The organism is Microbacterium sp. Kw_RZR3 (assembly GCF_029222405.1).
Taxonomy (GTDB): Bacteria; Actinomycetota; Actinomycetes; order Actinomycetales; family Microbacteriaceae; genus Microbacterium.
Window position 1 is genome coordinate 42,699 of the sequence record NZ_JARHXC010000198.1, and the last position, 11,742, is coordinate 54,440.

The 11,742-nt window shown below is 70.4% G+C and carries 9 protein-coding genes; 3 read left to right on the forward strand and 6 right to left on the reverse strand.

What is annotated here, in order from left to right; genetic code table 11:
- Window positions 1–108: 108 nt before the first annotated feature.
- From P2P98_RS10665 to P2P98_RS10680, 4 genes are read right to left on the reverse strand one after another with little or no spacing between them, the layout of a single operon-like run.
- On the reverse strand, window positions 109–1,791 hold the full coding sequence (locus P2P98_RS10665; protein WP_275799694.1) for a glycoside hydrolase family 13 protein: 1,683 nt from the start codon (window positions 1,789–1,791) through the stop codon (window positions 109–111).
- 31 nt (window positions 1,792–1,822) lie between these two features.
- Window positions 1,823–2,740, reverse strand: a complete 918-nt coding sequence (locus P2P98_RS10670; protein WP_275799695.1) for a carbohydrate ABC transporter permease — start codon at window positions 2,738–2,740, stop codon at window positions 1,823–1,825.
- A complete protein-coding gene (locus tag P2P98_RS10675) occupies window positions 2,737–3,651 on the reverse strand; it encodes a sugar ABC transporter permease (RefSeq protein WP_058627907.1) in 915 nt (304 codons plus the stop codon). The genes P2P98_RS10670 and P2P98_RS10675 overlap by 4 nt, the downstream gene beginning before the upstream one ends.
- Complete coding sequence (locus P2P98_RS10680; RefSeq protein WP_275799697.1) at window positions 3,648–4,961, reverse strand: extracellular solute-binding protein; 1,314 nt, start codon at window positions 4,959–4,961, stop codon at window positions 3,648–3,650. Before P2P98_RS10680 ends, P2P98_RS10675 begins: the two co-directional genes overlap by 4 nt.
- A 123-nt stretch (window positions 4,962–5,084) precedes the next feature.
- Here P2P98_RS10680 and P2P98_RS10685 point away from each other — a divergent pair, with 123 nt between their 5' ends.
- Window positions 5,085–6,302: an ROK family protein gene (locus P2P98_RS10685; RefSeq protein WP_275799698.1), complete on the forward strand. Its 1,218-nt coding sequence runs from the start codon at window positions 5,085–5,087 to the stop codon at window positions 6,300–6,302.
- Window positions 6,303–6,377: 75 nt separating this feature from the next.
- On the forward strand, window positions 6,378–7,661 hold the full coding sequence (locus P2P98_RS10690) for an alpha-amylase family glycosyl hydrolase (protein ID WP_275799699.1): 1,284 nt from the start codon (window positions 6,378–6,380) through the stop codon (window positions 7,659–7,661).
- 178 nt (window positions 7,662–7,839) lie between these two features.
- Here the strand turns inward: P2P98_RS10690 and P2P98_RS10695 are convergent, their stop codons facing one another.
- Window positions 7,840–8,490, reverse strand: coding sequence for a response regulator (locus P2P98_RS10695; RefSeq protein WP_275799700.1), 651 nt, complete (start codon window positions 8,488–8,490; stop codon window positions 7,840–7,842).
- Window positions 8,487–10,100 carry a sensor histidine kinase gene (locus tag P2P98_RS10700; protein ID WP_275799701.1) on the reverse strand — a complete coding sequence of 538 codons (1,614 nt, stop codon included), beginning with the start codon at window positions 10,098–10,100 and terminating at the stop codon, window positions 8,487–8,489. Before P2P98_RS10700 ends, P2P98_RS10695 begins: the two co-directional genes overlap by 4 nt.
- Before the next feature lie 187 nt (window positions 10,101–10,287).
- On the opposite strand from P2P98_RS10700, the gene P2P98_RS10705 reads away from it, so the two are divergent.
- Window positions 10,288–11,742: CitMHS family transporter (locus tag P2P98_RS10705; protein ID WP_275799702.1), on the forward strand; the 1,455-nt coding region annotated here is incomplete at its 3' end.

Consider the following 11,742-nt stretch of genomic DNA (forward strand, 5'->3'; position numbering starts at 1 on the left):
CGCCGTAACCGCGCGGGGAGTTACGGCGTGTCTTGGACAGTCGACGAGAGTGGCGCGCGAGAGAGCCCCGCGCCCGGAAAGGGGTGCGGGGCTCCCGCGGGCGGTGGGTCAGGCGCGGCGGAGCCAGACCGTCGTCTCGGCGGGGAGCGTGTCGCCCTCGAGCGCGGTGCTCGACAGAAGCACCTCGCCCGCGGGGAGCGCGGCCGGCTCGGTGCCGAAGTTCGTCACGACGGTCCAGCCGTTCGGACGCTCGAAGGCCACCACGTCATCGCGGCCCGTGTCGATCCACTCCAACTGCTCGTCGGTCTGCAGCTCGTGGCGCAGGTCGAGCGCGCGGCGGTAGAGCGACAGCGTCGAGGCGGGGTCGCCATCCTGCAGATCGACCGCGTAGGTACCGAACCACTCCGGCTGCGGGAGGTGCGCACCGGTCGAGCCGAAGCCGAACGCGGGGCCGTCCGCGGTCCACGGCAGGGGCACGCGGCATCCGTCCCGACCCTGGTCGATCCCTGGGCTGCGGAAGAACGTCGGATCCTGCCGGTCGGCGTCGGGGATGTCGGCCACCTCGTGCAGCCCCAGTTCCTCGCCCTGGTACAGGTACGCGGATCCCGGGAGGCCCAGCACGAACGTCGCGGCGGCGCGGGCCCGGCGCTCGCCGCGCGCGGCGTCGAGGGCGGGCGACTGGCCGCCCGAGAGCAGCCATTCGTTGCCGTGCTTGAGCGTGGGGCGACCGTCGGCTCCGCGCTCGGCATCCGGGAGCCCGTACCGGGTGGCGTGACGGACGACGTCGTGGTTAGACAACACCCACGTCGTCGACGAACCCGACTGCGCGGCGAGCGCGAGGTTGTCGGCGACGATGCGGCGGAACTGCCCCGCATCGAAATCGGCCTCGAGCAGATCGAAGTTGAAGGCCTGACCCAAGCTCTCGATGCTCGCGTACAGCGGCACGCGGGAGGGGTGGACCCACGCCTCGGCGACGGCGGTGCGCGGCGGGTCGTACTCGTTGAACACCGCACGCCACTCGGCGTAGACCTCGTGCACGTCGTCACGGTCGATCAGGGGGTGCTTGCCGTCGAAGGGCAGCGCCTCGAGCTCGGCCCGCGAGGGCAGCGGCTCGCTGAGGTCCTTCGTCAGCATGTGCGCGACGTCGATGCGGAAGCCGTCGACGCCGCGGTCGCTCCAGAAGCGCAGGGTCTTCACGAAGTCGGCGCGCACTTCGGGGTTGGACCAGTTCAGGTCGGGCTGCGACACGTCGAAGTTGTGGAAGTACCACTGGCCGTCTTCGACGCGCTCCCACGCCGAACCGCCGAACACCGAGAGCCAGTCGGTGGGCGGCTCGGAGCCGTCGATCCCGGTGCCCTCGCGGAAGATGTACCGCTCGCGCGCGGCCGACCCGCGGCCTGCGGCCAGCGCCTCCTGGAACCAGGCGTGGTCGTTCGAGGTGTGGTTCGGCACGATGTCGACGACGACACGGATGCCATGGGCGTGGAGCCGCTCGATGAGCTCGTCCATGTCGGCCAGGGTGCCGAGCTTCGGGTCGACGTCGCGGTAGTCGGCGACGTCGTACCCTCCGTCGGCGAGCGCCGAGGGGTAGAAGGGGCTCAGCCAGACGGCATCCACCCCCAGTTCCGCGAGGTACGGGACGCGCGAGGTGATGCCCTTGATGTCGCCGAGGCCGTCGCCGTCGGTGTCGGCGAAGCTGCGCGGGTACACCTGGTACACCACGGCCTGGCGCCACCAGTCGGGGGCGTCGGAGAGTTCGCGGGTCTGCACCGAGGGGGCGGTGGTAGTCACGTGCGGGGTTCCTTTCGGGGTGGAGGGAAGATCAGCCCTTGACGGCGCCCTGCGTGACGCCGGCCATCACCCATCGCTGGGTGAAGAGATAGGCGACGATCGCGGGGGCCATGGCCATGAGGTAGGAGGCGAAGGCGACGTTGTAGTTGTTGCTGAACTGCGTCTGGAACAGGTTCTGGCGCACGGGCAGCGTCTGCAAGGCCGGATCGCTGATGATGAGCGAGGGCATCATGAAGTCGTTCCACGCGTACAGGAACGCGAAGATGCCGACGGTGGCGCTCATCGGGGCGAGCAGCGGGAAGATCAGCCGCCAGAACGTCTGCCACGTCGTCGCGCCGTCGATGCGCGCGCTCTCCTCGAGCTCCAGCGGGATCGAGCGCAGGAACGCCGTGAACAGCAGCACGCTGAAGCTCAGCTGGAACATCGTGGCGAGGATGATCACGCCGACCGGGTTGTCGAGACCGACCCGGCCGGTGAGCTGGATCTGCGGGAGCGCGACGACCGGGAACGGGATGAACATCGCCGCGAGCAGGTAGAAGAACGAGTACCGGAAGAGCTTGCGATCCCAGTTGCGGGCGATCGCGTACGAGGCGAAGGCCGCGAGGATGATCGTCGCCGCGACCGTGCCGGCGGTGACCAGGAGGGAAACGGCGAGACCGACGGGGAACTTCGTCAGTGTCCACGCCTGTACGAAGCCGTCGAAGCTGATCGGCGAGGGGAACGAGAAGGCGTTTCCGTCGACGACCTGCGTCCCGCTCTTCAGCGCCATCGAGATGGTCACGTACAGCGGCAGCAGCACGGTCAGCGAGCAGAGCACGAGGATGGTCGTCGCCGACCAGTTGATGCGCTCGGCGCCGACACGGCGGATGCGGGGACGGGACCGCTGCTTCGCGGGGACGGTGATCTCGGCCTGCTCGAACGCGAGCGCGGGCTGGTTGAGAGCGGTCATGACAGGGTGTTCCTTCCCCGGGTCAGGGAGAGCTGGAGGAGCGAGATGACGACGGCCACGACGAAGAAGAGCGCCGCGTTGGCCATCTGGTAGGCGTAATCGCCTCCGTTGAAGCCGAGGATGATCGACATCGCGACACTGCGCGTCGCGGTACCCGGGCCTCCGCCGGTGAGACCGACGATGATGTCGTAGGCATTGAGGAAGCCTTTGAAGCCCAGGATGACGTTGATGACGACGTATCCGGCCACGAGCGGCAGCGTGATGCGAAGGAGCTGCTGGGTCTTGCTCGCCCCGTCGAGGCCGGCGGCCTCGTAGACGTCGCCGGGCACCGACAGCAGCCCCGCGATGTAGATCAGCAGCGTGCCGGGGATCGCCTGCCACGCGGTGACGATGACGATCGCGACCCACGCCAGATCGGGGTTGGCGAGCAGGCTCGTCTCGAGCCACGGGATGCCGAGCGAGGCTCCGGCCTGCGGGACGGAGTTGCTGAAGAGGAAGTTGAAGACGTAGGCGATGATGATGCCCGAGATCACCATCGGAATGACGAAGACCGTGCGCAACGCCTTCTTGAAGCGGATCTGCGCGGTCAGGCCCACCGCGAGAAGGAACGCCGCGACGTTGACGACGATGACCGTGGCGACCGAGAACCCGAAGGTGAAGAGGTAGCTCTGCAGGATCGCCGGGTCGCTGAAGATCGCGATGTAATTCGTCAGGCCGGTGAAGTTCCACTCCCCCAGACCGATCGAGTCGGTGAAGCTGAAGAAGATACCGATGATCCCGGGCACCGTGATCGCCAGCGTGAACAGCACGAGCGTCGGCAACAGGAAGAAGTAGTAGATCGGCTCGACCCGGCGGGTGCTGCGACGCGCGGTCGCCTTCCCTCCCGTCACGATCGTGGTGGTGGTGCTCATCGCGCGGCCTCCTCGCCGGATGCGTCGGTGGTCGAGGCGGGCGGCTGGCGGAAGGCGAGCCGCGACCAGTCCTCGTCGAGGGTGTTCAGGGTGGCCTGCGGCGAGGCGCCGAACAGCATCGCCTGCACGTAGTTGAAGACCGGGATGGTCTTGGGCACGAGCACCGAGGCGCCCTGGTAGATGCGGCCCTCGTCGTAGTAGGGCACCATTCCCGCGATGCGGGGGTCGCTCGGCGAGGGAGCGTCCTTCGTCGGCGCGAAGCCGAGCTGCGACTCGTTGTAGGCCTCGATCACCTCGGGCTGGTACAGGTACTCGAGGAAGTCGCGCGCGGCATCCTTGTGCCGGGATGCCTCGGGGATGATGGCCGCGAGGTCCATGTTGACGCGGACCTTCAGGTCGGCCGGGTCGTCGGTCATGGGCAGCGGGAAGGTGCCGACGGGGAGGTCGGGCGAGGTCTTGGCGATCTCGCCGAGCGCCCACGGGCCCTGCAGGTACATGGCCGCCTGCCCTTGGGCGAATGCGAGGTTGCCGTCGCCGTAGGCCCGGCTCTCGGCATCCGGGTTCGTGTAATTCCGGGCGAGCTCGAGCATGCGGTCCATCGGCTCGCTGAAGTCCTTCGCGAACGACACCGCCGACTGCGGCCCGACCTCGTCGCCCTCGGCGGCGAGCGCGTCGAAGAAGTCGATGACGTCGAGCGATCCGCCGACGGAGTAGTCGTACCAGCCCTGTCCGACAGTCCAGTCGTCTTTGAAGGTGCCGTAGAAGGGCGTCACGCCATTGGCCTTCAGCGTCTCGGAGACCTGGAGCAGCTCGTCCCACGTGGTCGGAACCTCGAGTCCGTACTGGTCGAAGATCTGCTTGTTGTAGATGACCGAGGCCGCCATGACCGAGTAGGGCAGCGCGCTGGTGCGCCCTTCGCACGAGCCGTACTGGTCCATGAGGGGCTGCAGGTCGTCGCGCACCGTGCTCGCGGCCGTCGTGCCCGAGAGGTCGCTCAGCGCGCACCGCTGGACGAAGCGGGCGGTCTCGTAGTTGTAGTTCGCGAGCATGATGTCGGGCGGGTTGCCGCGGACGAAGCTGGCCGACACGACGTCGACGCCGGAGCTGTCCATCTCGACGCGCACCCGGTCTTGCGAGGCGTTGTACTCGGCAACGACGTCGTTCATGAACGACAGCGCCTCGCGCTTGCTGAAGGTGAAGCGGATCGTCTCGCGACCGTCGGCGGAGCAGCCCGCGAGCATCGCCGCCCCGAGCACCCCCACCGCGGTCGCGGCGCCCCATCGTCGCCCGGCCCTCGTCTTCGTCGACACCAGCTGCCTCCTCCGCTGCACTGCGAATATGTTGTGTCGGTGAGTAAATCTACTCGCCAAATCAATGTAGTGCAGGCAGTATTGCAGGAGAACTCAGGGGGGTCAAGAGAGCCGATGGATGCCATGACGACGACGCCGTCGCTGCGCCGCCACAACCTCGACGCGGTGCTGACCCGCGTCTGGGACGAGGACGCCTTCACCGCCAGCGACGTGATCGCCGCGGTCGGGCTGACCCGCTCGACGGCCATCGACGTGCTCGACGAATTGACCGCGCGCGGGCTCCTCGCGGAGATGCCCAACGCCCGCGCGGTCGGCGAGTACTCGAAGGGGCGCCCCGCGCGCCGCTTCGCCTTCCAACCCGGCGCAGGGCTCGTGGTCGGGGTCGACGCGGGACGCGGTCACCTCACCGCGACCGTCGCCGACCTCCGCGGCACGACCCTCGCGACCTCGCGGCTCACCGTCGACCCCGAACTCGATTCGCCCGAGCGACGCCGCCGCGCCGCCGAGGCGACGGTCGACGCGGCCCTCACGCGCGCGCGGCGCTCGCGCGACGACCTCGTCGCGCTGTGTGTCGGCGTGCCCGCGCCGGTCGACCGGGCGGGGCGGTCCCCCGTCCACCACGACGGCTTCTGGGCGCGCATGAACCCCGACTTCGTCGACACCTTCGCGGCGTGGGCGCCCGTCGTACGCGTCGAGAACGACGCCACCCTCGCCGCGGTGGCTGAAGGGACGCACGGCGCGGCGGTGGGCTGCGACGACTTCGTCGCGCTGCTCGCCGGCGAGCGGTTCGGCGCGGGGATCAGCGTCGACGGTCATCTGCTCCGCGGCGCGCACGGAGGGGCGGGCGAGACCGTCGCCTTCGATCAGGTCGAGGGCGTCGGCAGCGCGTGGGGCCTCGCACCGCGGTGCGTGGATGCGGCGCGGGCGGCTCTGGCATCCGGAACCCTTCCGGTCGACAGCGCGCTACGTGGGATCGATCCCGAGCGCCTCGATGCCAAGACCGTGCTCGACCTCGCCGCCGCGGGCGATATCGGAGCCCTCGCCGCGGCACGCGCGGTCGGCCCGGCGCTCGCCGGAGTGGCGGCGATCTTCGGCAGCCTCTTCGACGTGGAACGCGTGGTGGTGTCCGGAGCGATCGCTGCCGGTGCGGGACCGATCATCGCCGCGGCGATCGAGGCGATCCCCGATTCGCTGCACCTTCCGGCGCCGCGGATCGTGGCCTCGACGCTCGGGGCCGACATCGTGTCGATCGGGGCCGTCTCCGCCGCCGTCGAGTCGGCGCGCGCTCGCGCGCTCGATCTCGAGGCGTTCGCCCTGCCCGAGGACCGGGCGCGGGCGTGAGGGGCAAGCCCCCCTCGCCGTGTCGGACCCCCCGGATAGCGTCGAGAACCTCGACCCCGATCGAGAGGAGACCGGATGCCCTCGTGGCCCGAACACGTGATCTGGTGGCACGTCTATCCGCTGGGCTTCGTCGACGCCCCGATCCGCGAGAACGAGGGTCCGGATGCCGCGCCGGTGCACCGCCTCGACCGCCTCGAGCCGTGGCTCGACCACGTCATCGAGCTGGGGCTGAACGGCCTGTTGCTGGGACCGGTGTTCGCCTCCGAGACGCACGGCTACGACACGGTCGACCACTTCCGCATCGACCCGCGACTGGGCGATGACCGGGACTTCGACCGACTCGTCGCGGCGGCTCGGGAGCGTGGCATCCGGATCCTGCTCGACGGCGTGTTCAACCATGTGGGGCGCGGTCACGCGGCTTTCCGGGACCTGACCGAGAACGGGCCGGGCCTGTTCCGCGGGCGTTGGATCGACGGACGGTTCGAGGCCGACGTGTTCGAGGGGCATGACGCGCTCGTCGCGCTGGATCACTCCTCCCCCGCCGTGGTCGACCTCGTCGCCGACGTCATGTGCCACTGGCTCGAGCGGGGCATCGACGGCTGGAGATTGGATGCCGCGTACGCGGTGCCGTCGTCGTTCTGGGCCGAGGTGCTCCCCCGCGTGCGGGAGCGCTTCCCGGAAGGGTGGTTCCTGGGCGAGGTGATCCACGGCGACGCTCCGGCGATCGTGCGGGAGTCGACGATGGACTCGCTCACGCAGTACGAGCTGTGGCAGGGGATCTGGCACGGCATCGCGGACCGCAACCTCTTCGAGCTGCGGCACGCGATCGAGCGGCACGACGAGATGCTGCGGACCTTCGTGCCGCAGACGTTCGTCGGGAACCACGATGTGACGCGGATCGCCTCAGCCGTGGGGCGCGACCTCGTCCCGCATGCCCTCGCGGTGCTCTTCACGGTCGCCGGGACGCCGTCGGTGTACGCGGGCGACGAGTTCGGGTGGACGGGAGTGAAGGAGGAACGCGTCGGGGGCGACGACGCGGTGCGGCCCGCGTTCCCCTCGACCCCCGGGGAAGCGCAGGGCGACGAGCGCATTCTGCAGGCCCACCGCGCGCTCGTCGCGCTGCGCCGCCGAAAGCCGTGGCTGTGGCGGGCGCATACCGACGTGATCGAGGTCGCCAATACCGCTCTCGCCCTGCGGACGGCGGTCGGCGATGACGCGGTCGTCGTCGCGCTGAACGTCGGCGACGAGCCGGTGTCGCTGCCGGTCGCGGACGGGCTGACCCCCGTGGCCGGCGAGGGGTGGCCGACGGACGGGCGCGTCGAGCTCGGGCCGCGCGGGTGGGTCGTCCTGGAAGCGTGACATCCTCGGGGTCCCTGAGCATGTCGAAGGCAGGTCCCTGAGCCTGTCGAAGGGACCGGGGCCGTCGCACCCCGGTGGCTTTGACAAGCTCAGTCACCTCACGCCACCCCTGCCGGAGACGGCTTCGACGAGCCCTGCCACCGCTTACCGCGACCCGTGACCGTCCTCCCTCCGCGGGTCAGGCGCCGGCGCGGAAGCGGTGCTCGGGACGACCCGTCGAGCCGTACCGGAGGCTCACCTGCACGAGACCCCGTTCGGCGAGAGCGGTCAGGTGTCGTTGCGCGGTCGCGCGCGAGACGCCGATGCGCTCGGCCACCTCGGTCGCCGAGGCCTCGTCCGCGCCGAGAGCGGCGAGCACCGTCTGCTCGGTGGCCGAGCGCGCGAGCGACGGTCCCTCGCGCTCCCCGCGCATCACGGATGCCGCGCGGTCGATGTCGTCCTGCGACAGGGGCCGCGAGCTGGTCAGCAGGTTGCGGTACCGCGCGTAACGGTCGAGCCGCTCCGCGAGCACGCGCGTGTCGAAGGGCTTCACCAGGTAGGCGAGCGCCCCGGCGGTGAATGCACGCCGGACGGTCTCGGCATCCGTCGCCGCGGAGAGGACGAACGCGTCGATCCCGGCCGAGCGGACGAGCTCGATGCCGTCACCGTCGGGCAGGTAGACGTCGGCGACGAGCAGATCCGGGCGGTGCGCGGCGAGGGCGGCTCGGGCCTCGCCGACCGTGCGCGCGGGCTCGAGCGCGACGAAGCCGGGGCGCGCGGCGACCGCGTCACGGTGCAGTCCCGCGACGCGGAAGTCGTCGTCGACGACGAGGACACGGATACCGGTCATTCGTTCTCTCCTCGAAGGACTCCGGGCAGACGGGCTGCCACGACGGCACCGTGCCCGTCGCCACCGGGATCGACGACCCACACGTCGCCGCCCCGGCGTCGCGCGAACTCGCGCGAGAGCGGCAGACCGATCCCGAGGCCGTGGACCGCCGAGGGGTCGTCGTCGCGCTCGCGCGGGGCGAAGGCGGCGTCGACGTCGGCGATCCCGCCCCCGGTGTCGGCCACCGTGAGCACGACCGCGTCGCCGTCGCCGAGCACCGCGACCTCGACCTCTCGAGGTTCGGGGCCGGATGCCGTGGCGGTCACGGCGTTGTCGACGAGGTTGCCGAGCACCGCCACGACGTCTTCCACGTCGTCGACGGTGCCGCGGAGGTAGGTGTCGTCGGACACGCGCAGCACGACTCCCCGCTCGCGTGCGGCGAGCGCTTTCGCTCCGAGGAACGACTGGAGCATCGCGTCGCCGACGAGGTCGATGCCCGGGACGGCCCAGTCCACCGAGCCGCGATCGACGAGATCCGCGAGGAATGCGCGAGCCTCGTCGGCGCGGCCGGCGTCGAGCAAGCCCACCGCCGCGTGCAGGCGGTTCGCGTTCTCGTGCCGCTGCACACGCAGGGCGTCTCCCATCGCGCGGACGCTGTCGAGCCTCCCCGACAGCGCGGCCACGTCGGTGCGGTCGCGCAGCACCGCGACCCGGCCGAGCGCGCGAGCGCCGCGGCGCACCGGACGCACGTCGATGAACACGACTCGGCCCCCGATGGGCAGCCCCGTGCTCGCGCCGTCGCCGGCCAGCGCGGTGGCGACGGCCGACGGGAGATCGAGGTCGGCGAGAGGGCGGCCGACGGCATCCGTGATCCCGAGAAGACGTTCGGCGGTGGCGGTGCACACGCGCACGACCCCCGTCTCGTCGATCGCGAGGACGCCCTCATCGGCGCCCTCGAGCACGGCGGTCTGCGTCTGGACGAGGGCGACCAGCTCTTCGGGCTGGACGCCGAGGGTGAGGCGCTCGAGCCGGCGGCGCATGAGCAGCGCGACGAGCGCCCCGATCGCGACGGCGAGCGCCACGGCCACGGCGATCCCGCCGACGAGCGCGGGCAGATCGTCGAAGACGCTCGCGCGTTCGAAGCCGACGCTCACCTCACCGACCGGCACGCCCCCGTCGGGCGCGTACACGGGGACTTTCGCGCGCGCGGACTCCCCGAGCGTTCCGGTCTCCCATGTGACGACCTCACGGCCCGCGAGCGCGTCCGCGAAGCTCGTGCTGACGACCTGGCCGAGGCGGTCCGGATCCGGGTGGGCCAGACGGATGCCGTGATCGTCGGTGATCACGACGAACAGGCCGCGCGTGCGCTGGGTGACGTCGGCGGCGTAGTGCTGGAGGGCGCCGTCACGCAGGGAGGCGGCATCCGGAGTCCCGGGGTCAGCCGAGTACTGCGCGACGAGGTCGCGCACCTCGGGCGCTTCGGCGACCGCGCGGGCGATGTTCAGCGCCGATGAATCGGCCTCGGCCTTGAGCTGCTGCACGCCGAGCCAGGCGAACACCGCGGTGCACACCGCGACGACGGCGATCTGGGTCGCGATCTGCACGACGAGCATCCGGGTGGCGAACCGCATGGGAACCTCCGGGCTCGACATCGTCGCGCGCGGCAGCGACCGCGACGGCGTGCGCGAAATGCGCAGAACACACGGTACGCGCATAACCCCGCGCAATGCGAGCAAGCGCGCGGTCGAGGTCTCGGCATCCGTAGGGTCGCCGCATCGAGAGCGCGAGAGACGCGCCCGTCCCGACGAAGGAGTCGCGATGACCCCCCTGATCCTTGCGTCCGAAGCCGAAGAGTACGCGGTGGCCTACACGCCCGCCGACGGCGTGCTCGTCGCCCTCGGCTTCCTCATGGTCCTGTCGTTCATGGCGCTGATCATGACGCGGCGCCTGACCCCCATGGTCGCCCTCATCGTGGTGCCCACGATCTTCGGCCTGATCGCCGGCGCCGGCCTCGGTCTCGGCGACATGGTGATCGACGCGATCAGCAAGATGGCGCCCACGGCGGCCCTGCTGATGTTCGCGATCATGTACTTCGGCATCATGATCGATGTCGGCCTGTTCGACCCGCTGATCCGCGTGATCACGCGCGTGCTGGGCGACGACCCGGCCAAGATCGTGCTTGGCACGGCGATCCTCGCCGGCGCCGTCTCGCTCGACGGCGACGGCTCGACCACCTTCATCATCACGACCTCGGCGATGCTGCCGCTCTACCTGCGCCTGGGGATGAGCCCCGTCGTGCTCACCTGTGTCGCGGGCCTGATGAACGGCACGATGAACATCGTCCCGTGGGGCGGTCCGACCGTCCGCGCGGCGACCGCACTGGGCCTCCAGCCGACCGACGTCTTCGTGCCGATGATCCCCTCGCTCGCCGCGGGCCTCGTCGTCTCTCTTGCCTTCGCGTGGTTCCTGGGCCTCGCCGAGCGCAAGCGCCTCGCGGGCGTCGTCGACACCTCGAAGCTCGACACCCCCGGGGTCTTCGGTCGTCTCGGCGGTCCGGCGCTGGTGCGCGGCGCGGAGCCCAAGCCCGGGGCTGCCGCCTCGCTGCGCACCGGGAACATCGTCACCGTCCGCGGCGGCCGCGACGCCGTCGCCGCGACCCAGCTGGTCGACACGGCCGACACCGCGATGGCCGACACGATGCTCGACCCGAACCGCGCGACGCTCCGCCCGAAGCTCATCTGGTTCAACCTCGCGCTGACCGTCGCCGTCATGGTGCTGCTGGTGATGGACATCTTCCCGCTCGCGTTCGTGTTCATGGTCGGTGCGGCGCTCGCCCTCATCGTGAATTTCCCGAAGCTGCGCGGACAGGCCGACGAGATCGTCGCCCACGCGCCCAGCATCGTGGGGGTCGTGTCGATGGTGCTCGCCGCCGGCGTCCTCGTGGGCGTGCTGAACGGCACCGGCATGGTGACCGCGATGGCGTCGTGGATCACCGACGTGATCCCCTCGTCGATGGGGCCCTTCCTCGCCGTCATCACGGGCGTCCTGTCGATCCCGTTCACGTTCTTCATGTCGAACGACGCGTTCTACTTCGGCATCCTCCCGGTGCTCGCCGAGAGCGCCGCGAACTACGGCATCGCCCCGGTCGAGATGGCCCGCGCCTCGATCACCGGCCAGCCCGTGCACCTGCAGAGCCCGCTGGTCCCCGCGATCCTGCTGCTCGTCTCGCTCGCGGGCGTCAACCTCGGCGACCACCACAAGAAGGTGCTGTGG